Raw genomic sequence first — 26,139 nt, 5'->3', positions numbered from 1 at the left:
AAGCCTCCTGATGAGTACGACTGTTACCGGCGTCGACAATACTTGCAGGCGCCGACTAAAGACAAGTGGTACTACTCAGGAGAGGGCCGAAACAGAACAGGTGGTGCAGGCGGCCGAAGCCGCCCGCACCACCTGAGCACTCAGTCCCGATGTCGGGTCAGGACCGGGTGCCGTACAAGTACTCGATCGCCAGCTGGTCGAGCTGCTCGAAGGCCATGCCGCGGCGGCCGGCCTCCTCGGGGTCGAAGTCCTCGGCGCGCAGCGTGGCGACCGACTCACCGGCGGCGAGTGTGGGCTGGGCGAGCTGGTCGAGGCGGGCGTCGCGCAGGGCCTGCTGGACCTCGGGGTCGGCGCGGAAGGCGCGGACCTTGGCGCGCAGGATCAGGTAGTTGCGCATGCACCCGGCCGCGGACGCCCAGACGCCGTCGATGTCCTCGGTCCGCGGCGGCTTGAAGTCGAAGTGGCGCGGGCCCTCGTAGCCACCGTGCTCCAGGACGTCCACGGTCCAGAAGGCACCACGGGCGTTGCCGGCGCCGAAGCGCAGGTCCTGGTCGTAGCGCGGGCCGTTCTGGCCGTTGAGGTCGGCGTGGAACAGCTTGCCGTGCCACAACGCCTGGGCGATGCCGTGGGCGTAGTTCAGCCCGGCCATCTCCTCGTGCCCGACCTCGGGGTTCAGGCCGACCCGCTCGCTGTGCTCGAGGGTCTCGATGAAGGCCAGCGCGTGCCCGATCGTCGGCAGCAGGATGTCGCCGCGCGGCTCGTTCGGCTTCGGCTCGATCGCGAAGCGGATGTCGTAGCCCTGCTCCACGGCGTACGAGCCGAGGATGTCGAAGGCCTCCTTGTACCGGTCCAGTGCTGCCCGGACGTCCTTGGCGGCGCCCGACTCGGCGCCCTCGCGGCCGCCCCAGGCGACGAAGGTCTCCGCGCCCAGCTCGGCGGCGAGGTCCAGCTGGTCGGCGGTCTTGCGGATCGCGTACCGGCGTACGTCGCGGTCGTTGTTGGTGAAGCCGCCGTCGCGGAAGACCGGGTGCGAGAACAGGTTCGTCGTCACCATCGGGACCTTCAGCCCGGTCTCGTCCAGCGCGGCCCGGAACGGCTTGAGGTGTGCGTCGCGCTCGGCCGCCGTACTGCCGAACGGGAACACGTCGTTGTCGTGGAAAGTGATGCCGTAGGCACCGAGTTCGCTCAGCTTGTGGACGGCTGCGGCCGGGTCCAGCACCGGGCGCACCTCGCCGCCGAACACGTCGACGCCCTGCCAGCCGACCGTCCACAAGCCGAAGGAGAACTTGTCCTCACGGGTGGGCGTGTAGTCGGCGTCTGTCATGGAAGATCCTCTCGAGGGGGAAGAGTGGTGGTCAGCGGCTGAAGCCCGCGGTGAGCCCGCTGAGCAGCTGCCGGCGGCCGATCGCGTACAGGACCACGATAGGCAACGTTGTCAGCACGACCGAGGCCAGGACGGCCGGGACGTTGACGGAGTACTGGCCCTGGAAGGTCCACAGCGCCAGCGGGAGCGGACGTTTGTCGGGGCTCTGAGTCAGGATCAGCGGCAGCAGGAAGCCGTTCCAGACACCGAGGCCGTTGTAGATGCTGACCGTGACCAGGGCCGGCCGGGTCAGCGGCAGCGCCAGGCTGCGCAACATGCCCCACTCGGTCGCGCCGTCGACGCGCATCGACTCGAACAGTTCCTTGGGCACGTCGCGGATGAAGTTGGTCAGCACCAGCACCGACAGCGGGATCGAGAACGCGATCGACGGCAGGATGATCGCCAGCAGGCTGTCGTACAGGTGCATCTTGATGATCAGCAGGTAGACCGGGATGATCGTCGCCTGCAGCGGGATCGCCAGTCCCATCAGGAACAACCCGTTGACCCCGGCAAGGAACTTGCTGCCCGCGCCGCGGATGATCGCGTACGCCGCCATGAACGCGATCGCCACCGCCGGAATGATCGTTCCGGCCGTGATGATCACGCTGTTCAGGAAGTACCGCGGGAAGTCGGACTCGATCACGAGCTGGTAGTTGGCCAGCGTCGGCTCGGCCGGCAACGCGAACGGGTTCTGCGCGAAGAACGCGCTCTGGTCCTTGAAGCTGGTGATCACGATCCAGTAGATCGGTACGATCACGATCACCAGCCACAACCAGCCCGCCGTACCGCCGAGCCAGTTCAGCCGGAGCAGCTTGCGCCCGTACGACGTCCCCGGGGCTTCGCGCCGGCTCGTTGCCTGGGCGCTGGTCGCCACCGCCATCTCACGCACCTTCCTGCTGGCTGGCCGTCGTGCTGCCACCGAGCCGGCGCAGAATCAGGGCCAGCGCGAGTCCGATCAGCACCAGCAGGACCGCGATCACGCTCGCCGGTCCCATCAGGTTGGCCTGGAAGCCTCGTTTGTACATGTCGAGTGCCAGCACCCGGGTGGCGTCGCCCGGACCACCGGCGGTGAGCACGAAGATCAGGTCGAAGAACGTCAGCGAGCCGACCACCATCAGCGTCGAGGAGGTGATGATCGTGTACTTGAGCTGCGGCACGGTGATGCTGAAGAACTGCCGCAGCCGCCCGGCGCCGTCGATCGAGGCCGCCTCGTACATCGTGGTCGGGATCTGCCGCACGCCGCCTTGGTAGATCAGCGAGTGGAACGGGATGAACTGCCACGACACCACGAAGATCACCACGCCGAGCGCGAGGTTGTCCTTGCCGAGCCAGTCCTGGGTGAGGAAGCCGATGTTCAGGCCGGCGCCGAGACCGAAGTTCGGGTCGAGCAGTGCCTTGTAGGTGATCGCGATCGCCGCCGAGCTGAGCAGCAGCGGGACGAAGTACAGGACCGCCAGGAACGCCCGGTACCGCTGACGGCCGGCCAGGAAGACCCCGAGCAGCAAACTCAGCGGGGTCTGCACCAGCCACGACAGGATCATGATCTCGAACGTCACCCACAGGGCGTGCGGCAGTCCGGGATCGCTGAGTACTGAGCGCCAGTTGGACAGCCCCGCCGGATTGATCGCGCCGATGCCGTCCCACTGGGTGAAGCTGAGCACCAGCACGCCGAACAGCGGTACGACGCCGAAGACGAGGAAGAACACCAGGGCCGGCAGCGCCATCCACGCGACCGGGCCGCTCCGCCCGACCTGCCCGGCGGCGCGCGTTCCCACCGGGGTCCGCCCACCGGCCCGCGCAGGAGCCGGGGGAGCGGCGGCCGTCACTTCCCGATCACCCCGTTCATGCTGTCGGCGAACTGCTGCGGGCTGATCGACAGCTGGAACAGCTTGGCGATGTTGTCCAGCAGCGCCTCGGCCGCGGTCGGGCTGAGGGCCTGGTCCCACGACTGCTGGAAGTTCTTGGCCTTGCTGGAGGTGTCGTAGACGAACTTCAGCCAGGCGGCGTCGTTCTTGTCCTGGACCGAGGGCAGCTTGGCCTCGGCGCTCTTGACCACCGGGATGTTGCCGGCGCCGACCCAGGCGTCGACCGAGGCGGAGTCCAAGGTGTTGTTGGCCAGGAACTTCTTGGCCACCTCCTTGTCCTGGTCACTGGCCTTGGAGGAGATCGACAGGTACGCGGCGGGGTTGCCGACCGAGGTGGTCGGATCGCCCTTGCCGCCGTCGACCGGCGGGAAGTTCATGTAGCCCAGGTGCCCGCCGGTGACGAAGTCCTTGCCGTCGGCCTTCATACCGCCGTAGGTCCACGCGCCGTGCAGCATCATCGCGGCCTTGCCGGTGCAGAGCAGGGCCTGGTCGGCGTTGGAGTCGGCGGTGATCGACGAGAAGCCCTTGATGAAGCCGTTCGCCTTGACCAGCTTCTGGACTTCTTCGAGCGCCTTGAGCGACGAGGGGTCGGACCAGGCGTTGGGCTTGCCGTCGAAGATGTTCTGGAAGACCTCGCTGCCGCCGATCCGGTCGTACAGGAACTCCAGCCACATCATGTTGGTCCAGCGCGACTGGCCGCCGAGCGAGAACGGCGCGATCTTGGCGTCGTTGAACTTCGGCACCAGGTCCATGATGTCGCCCCACGACTGCGGCGGCTCGGCCCCGATCTTCTCGAACGCCTGCTTGTTGTAGAACAGCACGATCGGCGTCGTCGACTCGACCGGCATCGCGTAGATCTTGCCGTTCACGGTGGCCGCGCCGAACGCGGACGGGAAGATCTGGCTCTTCAACTCCGCGTTCTGGCTGAAGAAGCCGGTCAGGTCCTCGACCTGGTTGGCGTCGACGTAGCTCTTCAGGCCGCCGCCGCCCCAGCCCCAGATCAACGTCGGGCCCTGGCCGGCGCCGATCGCGGTCTTGATCTTCTGCTTGTAGGCGTCGTTCTGGAACTGCGTGGTCTTGATCTGCGTGCTCGGGTTCGCGTCGTTGAACCGCTTGACCTGGCCCTCACGGATGCCCTGCTGGGGCTGCCCGGTGAGGAACCAGTAGGTCGTTCCGGTGCCGGCGGCGGCACCACCACCGGTCGAACTGCCCGAGCTCTGCGGGCCCGAGGTGCCGCACGCGGCCAGGCCGGCCGCGACGGCGCCGGCGCCGGTCAGGCGGAGGAAAGTACGCCGAGAAGTCGTCATGGGATCCACCCTGATCTCCGAAATCCTGGCCGCGAAGACTTCACGGCGGTTAAAACTGTGTTTCGTAACGTAGGTTTCGGTGATGTTGCTGTCAAGGTCTTGAAACTTTCGACTTTCAGCCTGCACTGTTAGCGATGCACGCCCCGTAAAGTCTCGAAACATTTCGAAACTTTGCCTTCTGTTGATCGATCCAAAGGGAGAATTTCGTGGCAGCTCCAGACGTTCGGCCGTGGCAGAACACCGCGCTCGCGGCCGAGGAGCGGGCTGGGCTGCTCCTTGACGAGATGACGCTGCCGGAGAAGCTCGCGCAGCTCGGCAGCCGCTGGATCGGCAACGACATGGCCGAGCAGGACCGGCCCGCAGAGGCCGAGGAGGCCCTGAACGTCGCGCCAATGCAGGACGCCTTCGCGCAAGGCGGTGCGGTCTCGCTGGAGGACGCGAGCCGGCACGGACTCGGGCACCTGACCCGCGTGTGGGGCAGCGTCCCGCTGACCGTCGAGCAGGGGATCGCGGAGGTGGTACGCCAGCACAAGATCGTGCTCGCCGGGTCGCGACTCGGCGTACCGGCGCTGGTGCACGAGGAGTGCCTGACCGGCTTCACGACGTACGGCGCGACTGTCTACCCGACCGCGTTGGCCTGGGGTGCGACCTTCGACCCCGAACTGGTGGAGCGGATGGCCGGCGCGATCGGCCGCGACCTGGCCGCGGCCGGGGTGCACCAGGGGCTGTCGCCGGTGCTCGACGTCGTGCGCGACTACCGGTGGGGCCGGGTCGAGGAGACGATCGGTGAGGACCCGTACCTGGTCGCGATGGTCGGTTCGGCGTACGTGCGGGGGCTGCAGAGCGCCGGGGTGATCGCGACCCTGAAGCACTTCGCGGGCTACTCGGCGTCCCGGGCCGGACGCAACCACGGCCCGGTGTCGATCGGGCGGCGCGAGCTGCTCGACATCGTGCTGCCGACGTTCGAGGCCGCGATCGCCACCGGCGGCGCGGGCTCCGTGATGACGTCGTACTCCGACCTCGACGGGCTGCCGGCGGGTGCGGATCCGTGGCTGTTCACGCAGTTGCTGCGGGAGGAGTGGGGCTTCGACGGCACGGTGGTCTCGGACTACTGGGCTGTCCCGTTCCTCGCGACGATGCACAAGGTTGCCGCCGACACCGATGCCGCGGGAGTGCTCGCGCTCACGGCGGGCACGGACGTCGAGCTGCCCGACACGATCGGCTTCGGCGAAGGGTTGCTGAAGCTGGTCGAGTCGGGGGAGCTGTCCGAGGAGCTGATCGATCGCGCCGCGCGGCGGCTGCTGGTGCAGAAGGTACGCCTCGGGCTGCTCGACGCCGACTGGACGCCCGAGACCTCCGTGAAGCCGGTCGATCTCGACTCACCGGCCAACCGCGAATTGGCTCGCGAGGTCGCCGAGCGGTCCGTCGTACTGCTCGATGCCGGTACGGCGTTGCCGCTGCTCGGCGAGGACCGCCCGGCGCTGGGGCGCGTCGCGGTGGTCGGCCCGTGCGCTGCGAACCCGAAGACGTTCATGGGCTGCTACGCCTTCCCCAACCACGTTCTGCCGCGCTATCCGGACCGCGACCTCGGCATCGAGGTCCCGTCGGCGCTCGATGCCCTGCGCAACGAACTGGCCCCGGCCGAGATCGTGCACGAGGCCGGCTGCTCGGTGCTGGGCGACGATCGGTCCGGGATCGCGGCAGCGGTCGAGGCCGCGCGAGGTGCGGACCTGTGCGTCGCGTACGTCGGAGACCTGTCGGGCCTGTTCGGTCACGGTTCGTCCGGCGAGGGCTGCGACGCGGAGGACCTGCGACTGCCCGGCGTACAGGCTGAGCTGCTGGACGCGCTGCTCGACACCGGTACGCCGGTGGTCGTGGTCGTCGTCTCCGGTCGGCCGTACGCGCTGGGCGAGTTCGCGGAGAGGGCTGCCGGCATGGTGCAGGCGTTCATGCCTGGGCAGGAAGGCGGAGCGGCGATCGCCGGAGTGCTCAGCGGACGGGTGATGCCCGGCGGCAAGCTGCCGGTGCAGATTCCGCGGCACGTCGGCGGCCAGCCGGGGACGTACCTGCAGCCGGCGCTCGGGAGCGTGGAGAGCGCGGGGATCAGTGGGCTGGAGACCGTGCCGTTGTTCCCGTTCGGGTTCGGCGCGTCGTACACGAGCTTCGAGATCGGCGAGCTGCGGCTGAGCGCGACCGAGATTCCGACCGACGGCGAGGTCACCGCGACCGCGCGGGTGCGCAACACCGGGCAGCGGGCCGGGGACGAGGTCGTGCAGCTGTACCTGCACGACGTCGTGGCCCAGGTGGCGCGGCCGCTGAAGCTGCTGATCGGCTTCGCGCGGGTGTCGCTGGAGCCGGGGGCGGCCGTGGACGTGACGTTCCGGGTGGACGCCGACCGGACGGCGTACACGGGTCCCGACCTGCGCCGGATCGTGGAGGCGGGCGACATCGAGTTGCTGGCCGGAAACAGCTCGATCGACCTGCCCGCGCGGGGTAGCGTGCGACTCACAGGGCCGACCCGTGTGGTGGGCCACGATCGTACGATGGTGACCCCCGTCGGGCTGGCTCCGGTCAGCGCAGCAGGAGGAGTGTGAGCAGGTGCCGCCGTTGAGAGGCCGGGTCACGTTGGCCACCGTCGCGGCGTCTGCCGGGGTTTCGGTCGCGACGGTCTCCAAGGTGCTCAACGGACGCAGCGACGTCTCGGAGTCGACCCGCGCCCGGGTCCAGGAGATCCTGCGTGAGCACGAGTACGTCGGCCGCCGGCCCGAACCGGCGACCGAGCGGGCCGGGGTCGAGCTGTTCTACCAGGGCGTGCTGAACAGCTACTCGCTCGAGGTGATCCAGGGCGTGGTCGAGGCCGGCCAGGCGGCGGACGTGGACGTCGTGGTGAGCTGCCATCCGCCTCGCGGGCAAGGCCGGACGGCCGGCCGCGCCGCGCCGTGGATCCGCGAGCTCACCGCCAACGGCCGCCGGGCCGCGATCGGGATCACCTCCGAGCTGACCGCCGCCGACCTGGCCGCGCTGTCACGCGCCCGGCTGCCGCTGGTCGTGGTCGACCCGATGAACGTCGTACAGCCTGATGTCACCAGCGTCGGTTCGACGAACTTCGCCGGCGGCATGGCCGCGACCCAGCATCTGCTGTCGCTGGGCCACCGGCGGATCGCGTACCTCGGCGGACCGCCCACGTCGGGCTGCAACCAGGCCCGGATGAACGGCTACCGCGGCGCGATGGAGGCCGCCGGACTGCCGGTGCCGAAGGAGTACATCTGGCTGCGCGAGTTCCTGTACGACGACGGCCTGGCCGGCGGCGCGGCGCTGCTCGACCTGCCCGAGCCGCCGACCGCGATCTTCGCCGGCAGCGACGAGGTGGCGCTCGGCGCGATGGAGGCGGCGCGGGCGCGGGGACTGCGCGTGCCGGAGGACCTCAGCGTCGTGGGCTTCGACGACACCCAGGTCGCGCGGCTGGCCTCGCCGCAGCTGACGACGGTACGGCAGCCGATTCGGGAGATGGGCGCGGTCGCGCTGCGAACGGCGTTGCGGCTGGCGGCGGGGGAGAAGGTCGACTCGCACCACGTCGAACTTGCGACCCAGCTGATCGTGCGTGACTCGGCGACGGAGCCGGCGCGGGTGGCCTCTCGGGCCTGACGGCCGGTCTCACGTTGCGCAGGCGATGCAGGTGGTCGCGGTGGGCCGGGCGCGGAGGCGCTCGACGGCGATCGGCTGTCCGCATCGCGCGCACACGCCGTACTCGCCGGCCTCCAGCCGTGCCAGTGCGCGGTCGAGTTCTTCCAGTCGTTGCCGGGCGTCTTCGAGCAGTGTCGAGGTCTGCGACCGCTCGAACGCGATCGTCGCACCTTCGGGATCGTGCTCGTCGTCGGTCGCGACCAAGCGCGAGGCCTCCATCACCGCCTCCACGTCCGCGCTGAGCGCGGCGATCCGGTCGGCCGTCTTCGATCGTTCGGCGGCCAGGATCTCGCGGAGGTCGTCCATCGTCGCCTTCCCGTTCGCCCGAGGCTACTGTGCGGATCCATGATCACCTGCGTTGTCGAGTACGTCATCGACCCGGCCAAGATCGAGCAGTTCGAGGAGTTCGCCCAGCGGTGGATCGAGCTGGTCAACCGGCACGGTGGCACGCACCACGGTTACTTCCTGCCGTCCGAAGGCGCCTCGGACAAGGCGCTCGCGCTGTTCAGTTTCCCGAGCCTGGCGGCGTACGAGCAATATCGGCAGCTGTTCGGCGTGGATCCCGACTTCGTCGCCGCCGACCGGATCAGGGACGAGTCCGGCTGCGTCCTGCGCTACGACCGGACCTTCATGCGGCCGCTGCTGCCCTGACCTGCGGACGGGCCGCAGGCAGATCGCCCGCGGCCCGTCCGAGAGATGGTGCCGTTACTGGATGTCGTCGTCCTGACCGTCCAGGCCGTCCAGCCGGTCCTTGGCGAAGTCGGTGCCCTGGTCGATCTTGTCGCCGTGCTGACCGCCGGTCTTCTCGTCGGCCATCTCACCGGCCTTGTCGAGACCGCCGCTGACCTTGTCGCCGTGGTCGTCAACGGCGCCGGTGGCCTTGTCCTTGAGGTTGTCGAAAACACCCATGTCGCCCGACTTCCTTCCTGGTGAACGCGTCCGGCCGGTTCATCGCCCCCTCCGCAGGGCAGCGAAGCCGAACGCTGCTGACAGGTCGTACGACGCACTGGTGCCCATCGAGTCCGTTGCCAAACGCAATCGCGCGAACACGCTGGTCAGCGCGGGGATTCCTGCTGGGCAAGGGTTTGCGCACGCCGGTAGTTGCCTGTTGCATCAGTTGAGGGTGGACGCGACAACCTTCGCCGCCTCGGCAACCAACCGGTTGTCCGGTTCCGCCTCGGGCGCGCGCCGATTGGAGAACACCGCGACGACGATCGGCGACCGGCCCGGCGGCCAGATGACAGCGATGTCGTTGCGCCCGCCGTACGTGCCGGCCGTTCCGGTCTTGTCGCCGACGACCCAGCTCTTCGGGACACCGGCCCGGATCAGCTCGGCACCGGTGGTGTTGGTCTTCAGCCAGGTGATGAGCTGGTCGCGCTCGGGCTTGGCGAGGGCGTCGCCCAGCACCATCGCTCGCAGGTTCTTCGCGAAGGCGCGCGGCGTACTGGTGTCGCGGGGGTTCTTCGGGTCCCAATCGCTCATCTCCGGCTCGTCGCGAACCATGGAGGTCACGTTGTCGCCGAGCTCACGCAGTATCGCCTCAAGACCTTTGGGTCCGCCGAGCTCGGCGAACAGGAGATTGGCGGCGGTGTTGTCGCTGTAGCGGACGGCCGCGTCGGACAGCGCCAGCAGCGTCATGCCGGTGGCGACGTGCTTCTCGGCGACGGGGGAGTTGGGTTCGAGATCGGACGTGGAGTATTTGACGACCTTGTTCATGCCCGCGAGCTTGTTCTTGCGGAGGACGGCGCCCGCGGCGAGGGCCTTGAAGGTCGAGGCGTAGGGGAAGCGGGCGTCGGCGTTGTGGGCGATCTCCCGGCCGGTGCCGGTGTCGACGGCGTACACGCCGAGGCGGGCGGCGAAGCGTGACTCGAGGCGCTGGAAGTCGGCGGCGTACGGGGTGGTGGTCGGTGTGCTCGTCGTGGGGGTCGGGGTTGCTGCCGTGGTGGTCGTTGCGCTTGTGGGGGAGTCGTCGCCACTGGTGCAAGCGGCCAGTGGGGTGACGGTGAGGGCGACCAGTGCTGCGAGGACCGTGCGGGTGTGCTGGATGATGTTCCACCTCCGGGATCGAGTGCTGCTTCCACTTCACCGGTTCGAACCCATGCCGGTCCAATGCGGAAACGCTTGGTCTGATGCCGGATCCGCATAGCATGAGGCAGGTGGATCTGGTCGGAGCATGCCGCGCCTTTGTCAGCGTGAGCGAACGGGGAAGCTTCACCGTCGGCGCCGCCGCGCTGCGGATGTCGCAGTCGGTGGCGTCGCGCCGTGTCGCTGCGCTGGAGGAAAGGTACGGCGAACGCCTCTTCGAGCGCACAGGCCGACGAGCCGTGCTCACTCCCTTCGGGCGCGATCTGCTGCCCGCGGCTCGCCAGGTGGTCCGGGCGGCCGGCGTACTGGATCATGAGGCGGAGGTCGCCAAGCGCCGGCCGTGGCGACTCGCTGTGCCCACCACCTGCGGCACCGCGCGACTGGCGCAGCTGATCGCCGAGGCGCGTGCCCATGGCGTCGTGCTGGAGGTGCAGGTTGCGGCCGCGGGGGAGCGGGCCGAGCTGGTTCACTCGCAGCAGGTGCGGGCCGCGCTGCTCGCCGTACCGGCTGATGAGGCTCGGTGGTCGGTGCCGCTGGGGCTCGCGGGTGAGCTGAAGGTCAGCCGCGTGTACGTCGCGACGCTGCGGCCGAGCCGGACGCGGGCCGGTTCCGCGCGGCGGATCTGGATCCAGCCCGAGGACGACGTACCGCACATCCGCGATCCGCTCACCCGCCTGCGCGACGCCGTCGGGCTGCGTCCCGCCCAGGTCGCGGTCGCGCCCGACCTGACGACGGCCGCGGCCGAGACGCTGTGTTCCCGCGACCTTCTGCTCTGCTCGCCCGACCAGGCGGATGATCTCGGCCTGACCTGGCGCCCGATCGGGGACCTCACGCTCACCCGGGGCTTCGCGCTCACCGCCGCGCCCGCGGTCAACGTCGACCTCTTCGAGACTCACTTGTCCGACGCCGTCGCCCGATGCCTCGGAGTACCGCGATGACGACCGAACACCTGCTGCAAACCCTGCGCCAGGACCTCGCCGACGGCGGGCTGCGCGCCGGCATCCTGGTCCGCGACCTGCACACCGGCGACGAGCTCGGCATCGACCCCGACGTCCAGCTCCCGTCCGCGTCGTTGGTCAAGATCCCGCTCGCGCTGGCCACGCTGGAACGCATCCGACGCGGCGACCTCGACGGCTCGACGACCGTCGAGGTGCAGCCCGGCCGAATCACCGCCCCGGGCCCCACGGGCCTCAGCCGCTTCCGGCACCCGTCGTGGATCGCGATCGAGGATCTCGTCTACCTCAGCACCTGCCTCAGCGACGGTACGGCGGCCGACGCGCTGTTCGCGCTCACCCCACCGGCGTACGTCGCCGGTCTGCTGCGCGAGTGGAACCTCGACGGCATCTCGATCCGCCACACCATGCATCCGCTGACCGACACCCCCGCCGATCACCTGCCCGAACCTGGTTTGGCCCAAGCTCTGGCAATAGATGCCGGCAGCAACGGTCGCGTCCCGCAGCTGGACACCACCCGCGCCAGCTCCGGCAGCGCCCGCGCCCACGTCGACCTGCTCCAGGCCATTTGGACGCCGTCCCGGATCCACCCCGACGTGGCCGCCGCCGTACGAACCCTGATGGCCCACAACGTCCACCGCCAGCGTCTCACCCCCGACTTCAGCTCCGACGCCACCACCTGGTCCTCCAAAACCGGCACCCTGCTCAACCTCCGCCACGAGATCGGCGTCGCCGAACACCCCGACGGCCAGCGCTACGCCATCGCCGCCCTCACCGCCTCCCAGGTCCCCGCCGCCGTCCAGCCCGCCGCCGAAGCCCTGATGTCCACCACCGCCCGAGCCCTGCACGACCACCTCCGCCAGCACTGACCCCACCCGCCCCACCACCCTCACCCACCCCACCGCGACACCCCCGAGCCCCCGATGTGAAGTTCCCCCAGAACGTTTGCTACTGTTCTCCGGTCGGCGCCACTGAGAAGTGGCCAGACCACCTGTCCGGGTGGCGGAATAGGCAGACGCGCTAGCTTGAGGTGCTAGTGCCCTTTACGGGGCGTGGGGGTTCAAGTCCCCCCTCGGACACCGACCTTAACCACACACGGGCTGATGGAGACATCAGCCCGTTTTTGGTCGTTGTCGTAGACGATCGCCAGTCCGAGTGCCTTGTAGAGCTCGGCGAGATCCATCCGATCCGCGCTGTCCAGCACCCGAGCCATGTCGCCGAGCTCAGCGATCATCTGTCTGACGTCATCGGCTGTCAGCCGCTGCGCCGGCTTGATCGCGGCCATCGCCGCCTCAGCGGCACGCTTGTCCAGAGCCGCGGTGTTGTACTGACTGGTCAAGCCATCGGGGTCCCACCCAGCTTCGAGTGCACGCTGCAGCCGCCTCATCGTCGCTTCAGCCTCAGCGATCCGCCGACGAGCGACTGCAATCTGCTGTTCGCTCTCGTCCTCCTCCTCTGCGCCGACGAGGGCGTCCACCGTGGTCTGCAGATGCGCAGGGCTGAACAGCTGCGCGATCCACTTGTTGATCGGACGCGCGAGGTGCTCCTCACGGACATACACCGTCGGAGGATGCTCGAGCGCGATTCGGGTCTCCGGCAGGAGCGTCCGCGCGGCACACCGGTAGAAGATCGCGTGGCTGCGGGGAGCCGCCTCCATCTTCCGTCCGCACTGGGAGCACCGAATCGTCGACCGAAAGACACAGACGCGCTTCTCGGCCACTCTGTTGCGCTCACGCTTCGAGAAGTTGGTGGGTCCTGACCCACGCCGTGACCGAAGCACCAGTTGCACCCGAGTGAAGTCCTCGACCGAGACGATCGCCGGGTGAGCAGGCTCCCGCGACCGGACGATCTTGGCCTGCGCCGACCGCCGGAATCGCACAACGTGGCCGGCGGCGACGTCATCGGGATCGAGCAGCTCCTCGACCTTCTGCCACCGCCCGTAGATCGCGTACCCGGTGTAGCGGGGATTGTCCAGAATCGCCCGCACCGTGCCGTGCTGCCAGCCGTCCATCTTGCGGTGCCGATTCTGCGACGGCGTATGGGCCGACGGGCATGGCACATGCTCGAAGTTGAGTACGGCAGCGATCGCCTTGATCCCAAGCCCCTCGAGATACAGCCCGAAGATCCGCTGGACCACCGGTGCCGCGACCTCGTCGATCGCCAGCACCCGCAGCCGGTACCCCTCCTGCGCTTTCCGCGGTCGTCGACCAACTGCGGACCAGTGGCCACATGGTCACCGCCTACGTGCGCAACCCGGCCAGGGTCCCCACCAGCTGGGGTGACGACGTCACCGTCGTGGTCGGTGAGCTCAGCGACGCCGCCGCGATCGACCAAGCCGTCCAGGGCGCCGGCGCAGTGGTCAGCGCACTCGGTCCGAGCATGGACCGCAAGGCGACGGGGCTGCCGCTGGTCGAGGGCACCCGCAACATCGTCGCGGCGATGCAGCGCCACGGCGTGCGACGGTACGTCGGCAATGCCACCCCCAGCATTCTCGATCCGCGGGAGAAGCCGACCTGGCAGACCCGGCTCCCGACCTTCATGGCCAAGACGTTCCTGCGCCGCGCCTACGACGAAATCGTCCAGATGAGCCAGATCGTGATGACTTCGGGCCTCGACTGGACCATCGTGCGGTTCCTCGCTCCCAAGAACGGCCCCGCCCGCGGTCAGCTACGGCAGGGGTTCTACGGCCACGACAAGCTCGGCTTCAACGTCACCCGCGCTGACATCGCCGCCTTCACCGCCGCCCAGGTCGACGATGACCGCTACATCGGCGCCGCCCCCGGCATCAGCAACTGAGCCGCCCACAGGCGCGCTCCGGCCGCTCAGCCGATGCCGGCGGAGCTGCGGGCGCAGGAGCCAGGTAGTTGCTCGGCGGTGCAACCGGCCTGACACGCACGTGTGATGGACCGAAAGCTTGCCTACAGCAACACTGAGAGCGTGGCCGAACTTGGTCCCGATCTCCTCGGGCCGGTAGCACTGGAACTGGCCCGGGCCGAAGAACAACTCCCCGGGCCCAACGCCATGCCGGGCGGTTCGAGATTCGAGCTGAAATGGGACGGCTTCCGGGTCGGTGCTGTGTGCCGTCGAGGCGAGGTGCGGTTGTGGTCGCGCAACGGCAAGGACTTCACCGCGAAGTTCCCCGACATCCAGGCAGCCCTCGCCGGCCAGGTCGGCACCGATTGCGTGCTCGACGGTGAACTGGTCGTGTGGACCCGGGAGCGGATGGACTTCGACGCGCTGCAGGGGCGGATGGTGAACACCGCCGCGACGGTGCGCCGCCGCCTGGCACGCGACCAGCCGGCCTCCCTGGTGGTCTTCGACGTCCTGTCCGTCGGCACGGTCGACGTACGGCCGATGCGCTGGACGGCCCGCCGTACCCGCCTGGAACAGCTCGCGAAAGCCTGGCGGCCGCCGCTGCAGCTGTCGCCAGTCACCGCCGACATCGCCGAAGCGCGCGAGTGGCTGGAGGCGTTCAAGGCCTCCGGCGTCGAAGGCCTGGTCATCAAGGGCGCGACCACCCGGTACCAGCCCGGCCGCCGCGAATGGGTGAAATGGAAGACCCGCGACACCGTCGAAGCGATCATCGGCGCAGTCACCGGCTCACTGCAGCGCCCCGAGCTCCTGGTCGTCGGACGGTACCGCGGCAAGGAGCTTGAGGTCGTCGGCCGGACGGTGAAGCTGACCGACGCCCAGTCGGCCGCGATCGGGAAGCTGTTAAAGCCGGCCGGAGCGCGGCATCCGTGGCCGGACCAGATCAGCACCCACTGGGGCCGGGGCAGCAAGACACCGATCATGAAGGTCCGCCCGGCCGTGGTTGTCGAGGTCGCCGCCGACGCCGCCTTGCAGGCCGGCCACTACCGCCACCCACTGCGCCTGATCCGGCACCGCAGCGACCTCGAGCCAGTCGACGTGGACACGCTGCCCGACTAGCTGAGTCAAGTCGCGGTCACCCCCGAGCTCAGCGCTCGGAGCTGCTGCTCGGCGTCGGCTCGGCGCTGACGCAGGTGCCGCAGCGACTCCTCCAGCGCGGCGACCTCACCAAGCCACGCGCGGTCCTTGGCTTCGACTAGGCGCGCCTCCGCGTCGCTGGTCATCTCTTCGATCCGTGGCAGCTGCGCAGGGTCGACTCGGCAAAGGAATCGCGGGCCGCGGTTTCGCTAAGCGAACGCATCAGCTATCGAAGGAATGCGCCCGCTGGTGACGAACCGTCTACAGACGCTCTGATGCAGCAATCGCATCTCCGATGCCGTACACGCCCAGCTCGAGTAGTGAGTCCAGAACGTCTAGTAGTGCTGCCCTGTGCTGTGGGTTGCGCGACTGAGCCAAGCCGCGCACGACTAGCTCGCTAATGTAGTGGGCGTCGCCAGCAGCCGAGGTGCTGAGGTCTCCCGCCTCTTCGCCGTAGACCTTCAGGAACCTCTGCGCCGCTTTCAGCGCAAGGTCATCAACCTTGTCGGGCGCGTACTCCAGGGTCAGGAGGAGCTGCGGAGTCGCATGTTCGTACGAGGGCGAATCGATGAGCGCCTCCAACAAATCTGCGAAAGGCCGCAGTGGGTGCTCACGCAGGTGCGGGGCTACCTCGGCCGCTGCCTTTCGTACTTCGTCATCCTCATCGTTCATCAGCCGCATCAGTATGGTCGTGGCTAACGCAGCGTTTGAGGTCCGATCGACGTGGCGTGAACAGACCTGAGCTACTCCTTGTCGCACCCGTGCATCGAGTGACATGGCCTGGTCCATGAGTTCGGGCCGCTGCCATTCCAAGGCGGCGAAGGCTGCGATCTGACCTCCGGCCTCGCGCGCTTCGACGTCCTCGGACGAAAGCATCCGCTGAATAACAGGATCGACCACTTCAGGATTCACGTTGCCGATGTAGAGCATGAGCCGCTGTACGAGCTCCGCCGCCAGGAGCAGGTCCTCAGTGTCGATCAGTTGCTGGAACGCGCTGATCGCCTCCGGTCGTGCGTAGCGCAGGCAGGCCGCAATGGTGTGTGCGACACAGGATCGAACGCTGAGAATGGGGTCGTTGGCCAGCTCGACGAGGTGAGGTACGACCAATCGTGTTCGTTCGCCATCCGAGTCATAGACCAGGAGGTCGCCGAGCGCTTCCGCAAGACTGCCGCGGGCGGTGTTGATGCCGTTCATGCGGAGATTTGCTGCCTGCCGGTCGTCGCCGTCGCGGACCACCACAGGGGAGTTGTCGGCCGGATCTGTCGAACGCAGCGTGCGTTCGACAACTAGCTCGACGACGTCGAGCGGAGCCTGTCGGTAGTACCTGCGTAGAGCCATGCCAAGCCAGCGGTCATTCTCGGCGTGCCCGAGCCCGGCAATGTGCCGAACAGCCGCGAATACCAACTCACTCTCTGTGGTGGTCGCATCGCCTAAGCCCATCAGGATGGCGTCGCCATACGCCCGGTTGAGATCCGACGTGAGTCGCAGCGCCAGTCGGGCAAAACGGTCCGGCTCTGTCTTGACCTGCTCTTGTAGTTGGTGTGACAGCTCGGACGCTCCCCCTTTGAGTGTGGCCCAACCGTGTTCGGCGCTGTCGTACCGTGCCATAGCACCAAGCCATTGGGTATCGGTCATCTTGGCAGCAGCCGTGCCGCTGATTGGCGACCCGACAACGCCCCCGGTGACGCCGCGCGGTGGAGGTGGTTCATCCGTGTTGAACTTTCGCCGAAACTCTCCCAGCCGACGGACTCCCTCCGGACTAAGGCGACTCTCATCAAGGGCGGAGAGGAAGGTGAAGGCCGAGTGTCCCGTGCTCTGTCGCCGCTCGTATGGATTGCGGAGGTCGCGGAACGCGTCCTCCAACCGGCGGTGGAGATCATCGCTGACGTGCAGTGCGATCGCTTTCACCAGTTCCCGGGCGACCCAGTCGGCATCCGATAGGTATCCGCAGTCGAGTCGACTGCCGCCCTCAAGGAGCAACTCGGCTGCCAATGCGGCAAAGGTCTCGCCGCCGGCTGTCAGCGCACGGTAGAGCAGGAACTGCGCGGCGTCGTGCGGATCGTTCGTGAGCGTGTCTATCAACGGCCTGATGGCTTCAGGATTGGATCGTGCGATGGTCTCAAGTGCTTGAGTCGTACTGCTCAGCAAGGTGTCATCGATATCGCGGTTGTGACTGTCTCTGTCGGGGAACCGGTGGGTGAAGTGCCGGTCAGCGATCCGCGCCTCTTCCCTGGCCGTGTACTCGGTGGCCGCCATGACGTCGAGCAGATACGGCATGATCGCCTCAATGAACGCGAGGGGCTCGGCGGCAGACGCGTTGCAAATAAGTTCGGCTGCCTGATAGTCGCGGACAGTGAGTGCAGCCACCTTGCCTTCGCTGTCGAGAGCCAAGGCACCGACCTGGTCGACAAATCTGGCCCGTAGCAACTCAATGGCCCAACCTGGCTCGTGCTTGGCCAACTCGTGGGCGGTAAGCCAGAGCTCGTGGTCCGCTCCGCTGTATGCACCTGCCCGAACGTTCGCCAGGAAAATCTCGAACAGCCGGCGGTTAGTGTGGACGTCCGCGAATCGGAGCACCCAACGCACCCAGCTGTGGTACTTGGGCGCGGCGGATCTGGTTTCCAGCAGCACGGCCACATCGTCGCCGTAGACCTTAGATCCGCTGATCATGAGGTTGATGGCACGAGCTTCCAGCACCTCATCGCCACTGTCAAGCCAGGCCGCAACGCGCCCATCGGCGTTGAAGCGACGGAGCCATTGTGCGCGCCGCAACTGCTGCCAGATCCGTTCCTCAAACGACGGCTTGGTGGCTGCGACAAGAAGGGCGAGATCTGCGTCCTCGGTGGTCGGCGTCGGCAGGTTGGCGAACACCGACAATGCCGTTTCCTTGATATGAAGCCGGATGTCGGGACTGGTCAGCAGTTCCTCAAGCTCTTGCAGGAAACGCTCGGGTTCCCGTTCATGCAGGTGTTGGAGGATCTGACGGACCTGTGCCCTACGGAACAGCTCCTGTTCGTCGCGCAGCAGGAACTCACAGAGTGACTCGTTGCGAGAGACCCACTGGCGTGCGAACGCGTAGTCGAAGAAGGTCTCATGGAAGAACGCGATGCGGTCCCCGTCCCGCGCTAGAACATGCTCCGAGACGAGGACGTTGGCGTCGTCGACGAGATCTCCCTCGTCGAGCAGCTCAACGGGTGCCGACAGTGTCTGTCGATCGCTAGCGCCGTTAGCCACTCGGGCGATCACATCGTTAAAGCGCACTTCTGCGCGCCTGGCCTTCACGGCTTGGCGTTTGCGTTCCCAGAACGCTGCGAACAGTGAGCCCCTCGACTGAAAGGCGAGCGCGTCTCCTTGGTCTGCGATGGTGCTGAGGAGGACGAGGTGCAGCGGACTCTGTAGCAGAGCTAACTGCGTAGCTTTCAGCTTCGAGGCGTCCAAGCCCATGGTCGTGACAGCTGCCTTCACCGCGTCGCCGGGCAGGTCGGCAATGGATACCTTGCGCACATCGGAACGCGCCGCCAGAGCACGGATACGGTGATCATTCTCGACGTCAAACTCACGACATGCCAGGATCACCCGCACGCCGCCCACAGAGAGTGCCTCGCCGATGAGATCCACGACAACATCGAAGCTCTGCGGCATCCGGCCGGATGCGAGGCTGACGGCGTCAACTTGGTCGATGATGAGGTAGGCATCCCGACCGCCCGCTGCGAGCGCCAATGCGGCGGCGGGCGACGTTTCCAGCCCTAGCTGGCGTCCTAGCTCGGTCGTGGACGCGAATGGCTCAAGTCGATCGAGTCGGAACGCCAGGACCTCCGCTCCGGAGGCCCCGAGTGTGGCGACCGTTTGCTCGAGAACGCCACTCTTCCCGCCGCCAGCGGTGCCGGTGATCAGACACAAGCGATCGCTGACGAGTGCCGCGGCGATCTGCTCCACCTCTGCGCGCTCAATCGGCGGGTCGAGCAGCTCCCGCTGAACTGTGCCGACCCAGCTGCCTGTCACTGCGGCGACTTGCTCCTGGGTCGAAGCGTGCGAACCAGCGGTCAGTGGCGTGATGCCGTGCTTCGCCAGCTCCTCAAGTAGCTCGGTCCGGGTCAGGCGCTTGCCCAGGTTGTCGAGCAGGACGTCACCGATTGCCAGACAGATCAAGTGACCAGTGGTGCCTTCAAGGCTGAGTCCAGCAAGCATGCCGTTCATCCGGATGACGTCATCCTCATCGTGAACTTCGAACCACATCCCTCGCAGCGTGGTCCATGCTGCCCCCGCGCTCCCAAGTATCTCGGCGGCCGCCAACTCGTCGAAGGCAGTTCTCAAAGGATCGCTAGTGAGCCACGACTGCGTGAAGGCAGCGAGATCGGCTGACTTACGCGCACGATCGGCAAGTTCCTTCAAAGGACCGCACGGGATAAGAGAAGCAAAATGATACTGCCGGCTCTGGGCCACATGTGCTGCTGCCGACTTGAAGATGCCTAGACCAGATAGCGCCTTGATGCTCCAGTAGTTACTGTTGCCGTTCTGGCGCTTGAGCTGGTGTGCCTCGACTGCACCGCTCACATAGGTGAACTCTGACCCTTGCCCCGCATCCGGGTCGATGTCCTCGGCGGTAAGAGATTGGGTTGGGTCGAGAATGCAATAGAGGGCGTGGCGGATCGCCCAGGCAGCCTCATACTTGTTGCCTAGTTTGTCAGCTTCCCCGCCCTGCCTAGGCGACATTTCGAGTTCTACTCCAGCCCGTAGTCTGCATTGCACCGCCCAAGCCTTGCCGCCATTCTACCCCATTGAATATACGGCTTCCCCATGCTACTGACTATCCTCGGATGTCGCAAGGGATGGATTCATTGGGTCAAGCAGAAAGAAATATTTCCTTCTTGCTCTCGCTAAGCTACAGCAATCCTTAATCAGCACATCCGGCCAGTATGAGCCTCACTTGGGTCGGCTGTGGTCTGGCCGACGCCGTCCCTCGTTGGGCTGAAGGGACGAGGAACGGCGGGGCCGCTTCGTCAGGCATCCGTCCACGCCTGGGCGAAGAGGTGGAACGGCTGGCGTACGCAGACGGAAACTCCAGTACGTACGCCAGCCGGGTAGTGGGCCCCTGTCCGAGCTCTCAGGGGCTACAGGGGAACTCGGGGTGGCTCGGACAGGGACGGGTGGTGACGGAGCCGATGCCTTGGGCGGTGAGGTCCACCCATGTGAGAGATGAGGAGCGGCGCCGGCTCCGCCAGATCAGGGGTGGGGTGGGTCGGGGAGGATCAGGACGCGAGCACCGGTGGCCCGCTCGAAGGGTGGCCTTGATGTCATGGGTAAAACCCGGCGCTACTAGGTGGATCAGGCTGGGCACCACCACTGCCGTCGCCTCGTAACGGATCACCGCGTCGACCAGCGCCTCAAAGGCCGCTGGGGTGGTGTCGGGGTTCTCGACGTAGATGGTGCCCATGGTGAAGCCGTCGACCTGGGCGAAGGCCCCTAGCCGGTCCTTGGTCTTGGCCAGTTCCCCAGCGGTCATGAGCAAGTGCTTGAGGATGTAGCCGAGCAGCAGCGGCCGGGTGTAGTCGGTCACTCCAGATCCTCGTCGCGCCACTGCCGGAAAGCGGTGTGGAGTTGCTCCCGCAGCACCGTCCACCAGCGCCGACGACGCTTGCCCTTCACGGCTGGTCATCTGCCACCGCCGCCGGCTCGTTGGTCACGCGGCAGCTGGCAAAGTGGCGAAGCATGGCGACCTCGAACCTCGCCGCGTACTCGGGTTCCGAGACGTGCTCCACGATCTTGTGCTCCCCAAACCACACGCAGACACGGCGATCTGGCGGGCTACTTCCGTTGTCGTGCTCATCACTCGCCCCGCAACTCGCGGCGGATGGCCGCGAACATGAAGGCGTAGAGCCCCGCGGCCAGCAGCCACAGGTGCCACATGGAAGGCCCGGACTGGAGCAGATGGAAGGTCGGGCGCCGGATCGCATAGAGAGCGACCCGACACCCGAAGCTCCTGATAGTGCCTCGTCAGTATCCGGCCGATGCATCTTCCAGTTGGAGGACTGCCGCGAGCGTTTGCGTCAAGGACTTGCCGTCTTGCCGGTAGCCGAACACCACGCCGCTGGTTTCGAGCGGTCTCTGGTCGGTCGTTACGTGGAAGTGGAGGTAGATGACGTCATCCACCAACTGTCCCGCGTCCAGCTTGTAGCCGGCGACCAGCTGAGAGGGCAGGCTCTTCAGCTTCGAGTCGAGTGAGTTGCCTTGCCCTCCGCCGCTGACCGGTACCACGTTCCCGAAGTCGGCTCGCTTGTAGACCTTGGCATCCACGAAATCGAGGCCCGGAGATGATTTTTCCGGGGTCACCGTCTGGATGACCAGCTTGTCGTCCGAGTAGTTCGCAGGCGTGGGGGAGACGTAGTAGACGTCGTCCCCCTTCCGGACCGCAGTCATGCCGATCTTCGCGTAAGCCTCGCCAGTCCCGCCCGGAAAAGTGACAGCGGGGGCGGCGCCGTAGATCACGTCGATCTGCGAAGGCCGGTGGGAGCCGGTTGGGATCAGCCGGGCTAGGAGCGTGTGTACCGACTTCCTATGGGAATGAGAAGAGCCGGTGTCTGCACAACGATGCCAGTGAACTCATCGACGGTTGGTTCACGCCGGACCGCAATGTCGCCGGTCTGGGACCGGTACGCCTCTTGGTCGATATTCCTACCATCGCTTAAACGTTCGGGCTCGGCTTTGATCGCCATGAGTCCCACCCCCGCTCTGAGTGAACGCATGTGAGCATGTGATGTCAACAGGAAGTCACTGCTGAACTGGTATGAAGGCCACTGACTCTAGGGAGTCCAGATCTCGCCGAGTCCGGACACGGTCGAGTCAGCGTTGTGGCGGATGTCCCACAGCGCTTCGCGTTGTTCGATGTGTTTTTGCAGGTCCTTAAGCTTGCCCTTGGACCACACGTGCTCGCCGGTCGGAGGAAGGAATCGCAGCAGCGCCGTGGACTTCACGGTGTACCGGCGTAGCAAGGTGTTGTCGTTCTTCACCCAGTGGTCGTTGGTGCATTCGGCGGGCCACGGCTCGGGATCCTTGTGACACCAGTGCCAGGTCACTCGATCGACTGTGATCTCGGCCGTTCCGTCGGGGTAGGTGCTGACGGACTCGATCCGGCCGACCTCGTGGACCGGGTCGATGCCGGCACCGCCGAAGAACGCGTCTGCCGGTAGCGGGCTGAGCGGACCCTTTCGAGGATCCCTGGCCTGCGTCGCGGTCAGCGTTGCATGCCAGTAGTCGAGGCCGACCTTCTGCGCCCAACTGGCCAACGAGGCCTCGTTGGTCGCCATGTACGGCTTGACGTCGAGCAGGCCTTTGACGAATCCGGCGGCCATCAGGACTCGCTTGTCAGGGTCGGCCGAGTCGTACACCGCGCCCATCGCCGCGGAGACCAGCAACTTGGCGCATGTAGTGGCGACCTTCTTCATGCTCTCGGCGAGTTGGTCCGCGCTGAACGCCGTCAGACCGTCGTTGACGGCCTGGTAGGCACAGTTCACCGCGAGAATCAGTTGCAGCACGCGATCGGCGCGGCGGAGGATCTCGGTGGGCTGGCCAGGCGCATGTTCGGCGATGACGCGCTCGCGCCAGGCCTTCTTCGCCATCAACTCGTTGATCTCGTGGATGGCGATCTTCCCGGCCTTGCGTTCGTCCCAGAGCGCTTCGATCGCCGCATGGGTCGCCACCCGAGCCCCTGCGGCCGTACCCAAGGATGCGGCGTCGATCGCGGTGGTCACCGCTGCCAGCACGATCGAGACCGGCTCGGCGGTCGCATGGAACCGGACAAACTGACCCTCCTGCTCCTGCCTGACCGAGAACTGCGCCTCGCCCTGGCCGGGGATCAGAATCGCGTTACCGAAGAAGCGGTAGGGGAGGCCGATCAGGAGGTCCTGAATCTCGTTGTAGGCCAGCAGATCACCGAATTCCGTGGTCACGCCTTGCGGCAGGGGTGCCCGGAACGCATACCAGTACCGGTTTGCGATCTTGCCACGATGGATTTCCGAGGCGCTCGCCAGAGCGACGCAGCCGTCGAGCGGCGCCACATGCATCTTGCCGCCCTGATCGTTCGTCGTCCGGAACGACCAGCCGGGGTCGATTCGCAGATCGTCGTTGTCGCAGTCCGGCTTCTTCTCCGGCCCGAGGTTGAAGGTCAGGACGTTGTCGACCCACCACTTGCCCGACTTGAACGCGCCGAGGACGCCACGGGAGAAATGGGGCCAGTCGGCGCTCACGGTCTGGTTCGCCGCGTCGACCCGGATCGGCAGTGCCTGCCACTTCTTGTCGTCATCCTGCAACAGCATCACCAGGGTTGCCGCGCTGCCACCTGCTCGCTCGACCGCCGCGGGATCGTAGTGGACTGTGACCCGGCCACGCCGCAAGGCGCCTTTGAGCGGGGTGATATCGAGATCGTTGATGGTGGCCAACCCGGTGATGCCGGCCGGTGTGGCCGACTGGCGGATGCGCACCACCGTGCCATCGGCCGCGGCGTTTGGTGGGACGGTCAGCGTGATGGCGTTGTCCTTGCTGGTCACCACGCCGCCGTCGCGGCCGACCTGTCCTTCGGTCTCGCCGGAGACTGTCGCAGTGGGGCCGGGCGCGGATGGATCCTTTGCCTCGGTCTTGGGTTGAGTGCAGCTCACGAGAACGACGCAGCATGCGAGAACCACGACTCCCACGGATCGGTTGATCGCTCCCATACCGCATCCCCCTCAGAAGACTTCCGCCCCGTGCTTCCCCCGTACCGTGTTCATCGCACCGGCGGGTACTCCGTTACGTAACGCTTTGTAGTTTTCTGCGATATGCCTGGTGGGAGCTTGCCCCAGGGGTGGGTTATCGCAGGCTTCCGGGGGAGTAGGACCATGCAGCGGCGTCGTGGATCCATAGTGTTCGTGGTCTTGGGCAGTTTGCTGTGTTTGGCAGGTTGCAGCAGTCCGTCTGAGAAAGGGGAGGCGAAGTCGCCGCCCTCCTCCGCGCCCACCTCGGGGGCCGCCGAGGTGCCGGTTCGGCCTGGGGTGGATGCCTCGGCCACGATTGGTGGCTTCACGGTATCTGTGCCGGGCCATGCGGTCGGTGGTGAAGGGCGGATGACGGCGGCGTCGTCACCGGCCCCGGAGACTGCGGTTGGTCTGCGGCGCGTAGGTACAGGTGTCCGCGTCGACCTCGATGGCGGACAGCTGAAAGGTGTGGCGACTGTCTCGTTCCCGGTGCCGGCGCAGTGGGATCAGCGACTGCTCCCGATCATCGCCTGGCAGGACGGCCACGGTGGCTGGCGCTGGCTGCCGACGACGTGGACGCCAGGTCAGCTGAGCGCGACCGCACAGACCGATCACTTCTCCTCGGGATTCCTGGGCAGCCTGGACGTGCGTGCGCTCGCGGGTGACGCGTTGAAGGGGTTCACGTCCTGGATGACCGGGCGAGCAGACGTCGCGGCACCTCGGTGTGCGGCACAGGACACCGCCCGCGCGAAGGTCCGGGTGTCGTCCGATGGCGGCGACAGCGTGAAGTGGTGCCTCGGTGTCGAGGGCGGCAAGACGGTGCTGAAGATCGCGAACAACCGCATCACCTACACCCAGATCACCTACCCGTCGTCGTGGAAGGTGCTGTCGGGGCAGCGGTACGGCATCAGCCTCGATGCCTTGACCCAGTTCACCGCGACGAAGGCGGCGCAGGCCCTGACGCGGCCGGGGAAATCCGTGATCCTGATAGACAAAGGGAAAACGGTCAGCTTCAGTCTGCCGTCCGGCGCCGATGCCCGGGTCCTGGCCGAGATCAGCTTCTACGCCTACGCGTTCGAGATCCTCGGGCTCGCCTTTCAGGTCGAGACGAAGGTCGCCGAGCTGGCCGGAGTACAACTGGGGAAGAACGGGCTGGATCGTCTGATCCGGCTGATCAACGGCACCGGCAAGCTCGACGCCTGGGGTGAGGCGGGGCGTGACTGTCTGCAGTCCTTCACCGAGGAGTTCACCAACGAGCTGACCGAACCGGTCGAACCGGGAAAGACCGCAGGAGCGATCATCACGATGGCGGGCAAGTGCGTGGTCGCGATGGGCAAGATCTCGGCCAGCGAGTCCGGTCCGCTGATCTTCTTCGGCAGCCTGATTCTCGACGCGGTGATGACAGTGGTCACCGCGGTCATCACCGCCGTAAAGCTGCTGGTGGTGAGTATCAGAGAGATCTGGGACTCGCTGGCCAGCTTCGGCGGCAAGAGCAATCCCATCTACCTGATCCGCCTGACGCCGACGTCCGTACCGACCCAGATCGTGAAGATCAACCCATTGTCGGCAACCGGCAAGGTCAAATCCGGCTACCAGGTCCAACCGGTGACCGATGGCGCCCTCGATTGTTCGTTCGGACCGTCGGCTTCGCCATCGGCCGTCAGCGGAGGAATCTACGAGTGTGGTGGGACGGCCTCGTACGCCGATGTCTGCTGGGTACCTCAAGGCTCGCCTGACGCGTACTGCGGTGGAGAGCCATGGAACCGGACACTGAGGCAGTGGCCGCTGAGCGAGTGGCCTCTCCCGGCGGTAGAGCCACGAACGGACCCGCGCCCTTGGGGTGTGGTACTTGCGGATGGGACGAAGTGCCGCCGTCGGATCGGAGGAGCTTGGTCCGGCCGTCCGGACGGATGGATCCCGAATTACGGATGTGAAGGCAAAGAATTTGTCGTCCTGTCGGACCCGACCGGAAAGCACCCGGACGTCGACGAGTCCAAGCCCACCTGGGTCGTCCGGATCGGCGAACTGAGCGACACCGCCAAGTCGCTCCCGGCGCCACAATCGATCGCGGTCCGGACCGCATACTTCGCCACCGACCGCTGACTCTGTCCGAAAATCTCCGTCGGTGCAGACCCAGCGTTTGCGCTGACGGCGCGTCGCGCTGTGCGAGTGCTGTGGGTTGGGCTTCGCGGGCCATGGCCAATACTG

21 protein-coding genes and 1 tRNA gene are annotated in these 26,139 nt (G+C 66.6%); 9 read left to right on the top strand and 13 right to left on the bottom strand.

Annotated elements, in window-relative coordinates:
* Positions 1-157: 157 nt before the first annotated feature.
* The 4 genes from xylA to BWI15_RS12365 are packed head-to-tail and all read right to left on the bottom strand — an operon-like array spanning position 158 to position 4,535.
* Positions 158-1,324 (bottom strand): xylose isomerase, encoded by a 1,167-nt coding sequence (gene xylA / locus BWI15_RS12380; protein WP_077014463.1) that lies wholly within the window; start codon positions 1,322-1,324, stop codon positions 158-160.
* Positions 1,325-1,355: 31 nt separating this feature from the next.
* On the bottom strand, positions 1,356-2,243 hold the full coding sequence (locus BWI15_RS12375; RefSeq protein WP_077014462.1) for a carbohydrate ABC transporter permease: 888 nt from the start codon (positions 2,241-2,243) through the stop codon (positions 1,356-1,358).
* A gap of 1 nt (position 2,244) precedes the next feature.
* On the bottom strand, positions 2,245-3,138 hold the full coding sequence (locus BWI15_RS12370) for a carbohydrate ABC transporter permease (RefSeq protein WP_202817628.1): 894 nt from the start codon (positions 3,136-3,138) through the stop codon (positions 2,245-2,247).
* Between the two features lie 47 nt (positions 3,139-3,185).
* Positions 3,186-4,535 carry an extracellular solute-binding protein gene (locus BWI15_RS12365; RefSeq protein WP_077014461.1) on the bottom strand — a complete coding sequence of 450 codons (1,350 nt, stop codon included), beginning with the start codon at positions 4,533-4,535 and terminating at the stop codon, positions 3,186-3,188.
* 206 nt (positions 4,536-4,741) lie between these two features.
* Between BWI15_RS12365 and BWI15_RS12360 the strand changes: the two genes are divergently transcribed.
* Together BWI15_RS12360 and BWI15_RS12355 are read left to right on the top strand one after the other, a co-directional pair.
* Positions 4,742-7,129 carry a beta-glucosidase gene (locus BWI15_RS12360; protein WP_237771238.1) on the top strand — a complete coding sequence of 796 codons (2,388 nt, stop codon included), beginning with the start codon at positions 4,742-4,744 and terminating at the stop codon, positions 7,127-7,129.
* A 4-nt stretch (positions 7,130-7,133) separates the two neighbouring features.
* Positions 7,134-8,180 carry a LacI family DNA-binding transcriptional regulator gene (locus tag BWI15_RS12355; RefSeq protein ID WP_077014459.1) on the top strand — a complete coding sequence of 349 codons (1,047 nt, stop codon included), beginning with the start codon at positions 7,134-7,136 and terminating at the stop codon, positions 8,178-8,180.
* A 9-nt stretch (positions 8,181-8,189) separates the two neighbouring features.
* Here the strand turns inward: BWI15_RS12355 and BWI15_RS12350 are convergent, their stop codons facing one another.
* A complete protein-coding gene (locus BWI15_RS12350) occupies positions 8,190-8,525 on the bottom strand; it encodes a TraR/DksA family transcriptional regulator (protein ID WP_077014458.1) in 336 nt (111 codons plus the stop codon).
* A 39-nt stretch (positions 8,526-8,564) separates the two neighbouring features.
* Here BWI15_RS12350 and BWI15_RS12345 point away from each other — a divergent pair, with 39 nt between their 5' ends.
* On the top strand, positions 8,565-8,870 hold the full coding sequence (locus BWI15_RS12345) for an NIPSNAP family protein (protein WP_077014457.1): 306 nt from the start codon (positions 8,565-8,567) through the stop codon (positions 8,868-8,870).
* 54 nt (positions 8,871-8,924) lie between these two features.
* Here BWI15_RS12345 and BWI15_RS12340 read toward each other — a convergent pair whose 3' ends face one another.
* Together BWI15_RS12340 and bla are read right to left on the bottom strand one after the other, a co-directional pair.
* Positions 8,925-9,128: an antitoxin gene (locus BWI15_RS12340; RefSeq protein WP_077014456.1), complete on the bottom strand. Its 204-nt coding sequence runs from the start codon at positions 9,126-9,128 to the stop codon at positions 8,925-8,927.
* 204 nt (positions 9,129-9,332) lie between these two features.
* Positions 9,333-10,268: a class A beta-lactamase gene (gene bla, locus BWI15_RS12335; RefSeq protein WP_441327591.1), complete on the bottom strand. Its 936-nt coding sequence runs from the start codon at positions 10,266-10,268 to the stop codon at positions 9,333-9,335.
* A gap of 80 nt (positions 10,269-10,348) precedes the next feature.
* Here bla and BWI15_RS12330 point away from each other — a divergent pair, with 80 nt between their 5' ends.
* From BWI15_RS12330 to BWI15_RS12320, 3 genes are all read left to right on the top strand, one after another.
* Positions 10,349-11,242 (top strand): LysR family transcriptional regulator, encoded by an 894-nt coding sequence (locus tag BWI15_RS12330; RefSeq protein WP_330359528.1) that lies wholly within the window; start codon positions 10,349-10,351, stop codon positions 11,240-11,242.
* On the top strand, positions 11,239-12,126 hold the full coding sequence (locus BWI15_RS12325) for a serine hydrolase (protein ID WP_077014453.1): 888 nt from the start codon (positions 11,239-11,241) through the stop codon (positions 12,124-12,126). The genes BWI15_RS12330 and BWI15_RS12325 overlap by 4 nt, the downstream gene beginning before the upstream one ends.
* 124 nt (positions 12,127-12,250) lie before the next feature.
* Positions 12,251-12,336: transfer RNA gene (locus BWI15_RS12320), tRNA-Leu, on the top strand.
* On the opposite strand, the gene BWI15_RS12315 is transcribed toward BWI15_RS12320, so the two are convergent.
* Positions 12,318-13,424, bottom strand: coding sequence for a recombinase family protein (locus BWI15_RS12315; RefSeq protein ID WP_077014452.1), 1,107 nt, complete (start codon positions 13,422-13,424; stop codon positions 12,318-12,320). The two genes, BWI15_RS12320 and BWI15_RS12315, sit on opposite strands and share 19 nt — an antisense overlap.
* Between BWI15_RS12315 and BWI15_RS12310 the strand changes: the two genes are divergently transcribed.
* Both BWI15_RS12310 and BWI15_RS12305 read left to right on the top strand, forming a co-directional pair.
* On the top strand, positions 13,397-14,053 hold the full coding sequence (locus tag BWI15_RS12310; RefSeq protein WP_077014451.1) for an NAD(P)-dependent oxidoreductase: 657 nt from the start codon (positions 13,397-13,399) through the stop codon (positions 14,051-14,053). The genes BWI15_RS12315 and BWI15_RS12310 overlap by 28 nt on opposite strands.
* A 141-nt stretch (positions 14,054-14,194) precedes the next feature.
* A complete protein-coding gene (locus BWI15_RS12305; RefSeq protein ID WP_077014860.1) occupies positions 14,195-15,187 on the top strand; it encodes an ATP-dependent DNA ligase in 993 nt (330 codons plus the stop codon).
* Positions 15,188-15,192: 5 nt separating this feature from the next.
* Here BWI15_RS12305 and BWI15_RS12300 read toward each other — a convergent pair whose 3' ends face one another.
* The 5 genes from BWI15_RS12300 to BWI15_RS12280 form a co-directional block, all read right to left on the bottom strand.
* On the bottom strand, positions 15,193-15,351 hold the full coding sequence (locus BWI15_RS12300) for a hypothetical protein (RefSeq protein ID WP_202817626.1): 159 nt from the start codon (positions 15,349-15,351) through the stop codon (positions 15,193-15,195).
* A gap of 115 nt (positions 15,352-15,466) precedes the next feature.
* Entirely contained in the window at positions 15,467-19,918 is a 4,452-nt protein-coding gene (locus BWI15_RS12295; protein ID WP_077014450.1) for a hypothetical protein, read from the bottom strand.
* A 391-nt stretch (positions 19,919-20,309) separates the two neighbouring features.
* On the bottom strand, positions 20,310-20,762 hold the full coding sequence (locus tag BWI15_RS40045; protein WP_237771236.1) for a hypothetical protein: 453 nt from the start codon (positions 20,760-20,762) through the stop codon (positions 20,310-20,312).
* Between the two features lie 437 nt (positions 20,763-21,199).
* Positions 21,200-21,691: a hypothetical protein gene (locus BWI15_RS12285; RefSeq protein WP_077014449.1), complete on the bottom strand. Its 492-nt coding sequence runs from the start codon at positions 21,689-21,691 to the stop codon at positions 21,200-21,202.
* Between the two features lie 314 nt (positions 21,692-22,005).
* Complete coding sequence (locus tag BWI15_RS12280) at positions 22,006-23,913, bottom strand: hypothetical protein (protein ID WP_143465527.1); 1,908 nt, start codon at positions 23,911-23,913, stop codon at positions 22,006-22,008.
* Positions 23,914-24,099: 186 nt separating this feature from the next.
* Between BWI15_RS12280 and BWI15_RS12275 the strand changes: the two genes are divergently transcribed.
* Positions 24,100-26,034: a hypothetical protein gene (locus BWI15_RS12275; protein ID WP_143465525.1), complete on the top strand. Its 1,935-nt coding sequence runs from the start codon at positions 24,100-24,102 to the stop codon at positions 26,032-26,034.
* Positions 26,035-26,139 lie beyond the last annotated feature (105 nt).

This window comes from Kribbella sp. ALI-6-A, assembly GCF_001984195.1.
Classification (GTDB): domain Bacteria; phylum Actinomycetota; class Actinomycetes; order Propionibacteriales; family Kribbellaceae; genus Kribbella.
This window is presented reverse-complemented; position numbering and strand designations above follow the sequence as displayed.

What these genes read in the sequence shown, in the direction of transcription:
- BWI15_RS12330 (WP_330359528.1), top strand. Translation starts at nt 10,349, where the DNA reads ATGCCGGATCCGCATAGCATGAGGCAGGTGGATCTGGTCGGAGCATGC.
- BWI15_RS12295 (WP_077014450.1), bottom strand. Translation starts at nt 19,918, where the DNA reads ATGTCGCCTAGGCAGGGCGGGGAAGCTGACAAACTAGGCAACAAGTAT.
- BWI15_RS12340 (WP_077014456.1), bottom strand. Translation starts at nt 9,128, where the DNA reads ATGGGTGTTTTCGACAACCTCAAGGACAAGGCCACCGGCGCCGTTGAC.
- BWI15_RS12350 (WP_077014458.1), bottom strand. Translation starts at nt 8,525, where the DNA reads ATGGACGACCTCCGCGAGATCCTGGCCGCCGAACGATCGAAGACGGCC.
- xylA (WP_077014463.1), bottom strand. Translation starts at nt 1,324, where the DNA reads ATGACAGACGCCGACTACACGCCCACCCGTGAGGACAAGTTCTCCTTC.
- BWI15_RS12365 (WP_077014461.1), bottom strand. Translation starts at nt 4,535, where the DNA reads ATGACGACTTCTCGGCGTACTTTCCTCCGCCTGACCGGCGCCGGCGCC.
- BWI15_RS12300 (WP_202817626.1), bottom strand. Translation starts at nt 15,351, where the DNA reads ATGACCAGCGACGCGGAGGCGCGCCTAGTCGAAGCCAAGGACCGCGCG.
- BWI15_RS12375 (WP_077014462.1), bottom strand. Translation starts at nt 2,243, where the DNA reads ATGGCGGTGGCGACCAGCGCCCAGGCAACGAGCCGGCGCGAAGCCCCG.
- BWI15_RS12345 (WP_077014457.1), top strand. Translation starts at nt 8,565, where the DNA reads ATGATCACCTGCGTTGTCGAGTACGTCATCGACCCGGCCAAGATCGAG.
- BWI15_RS12280 (WP_143465527.1), bottom strand. Translation starts at nt 23,913, where the DNA reads ATGGGAGCGATCAACCGATCCGTGGGAGTCGTGGTTCTCGCATGCTGC.
- BWI15_RS12325 (WP_077014453.1), top strand. Translation starts at nt 11,239, where the DNA reads ATGACGACCGAACACCTGCTGCAAACCCTGCGCCAGGACCTCGCCGAC.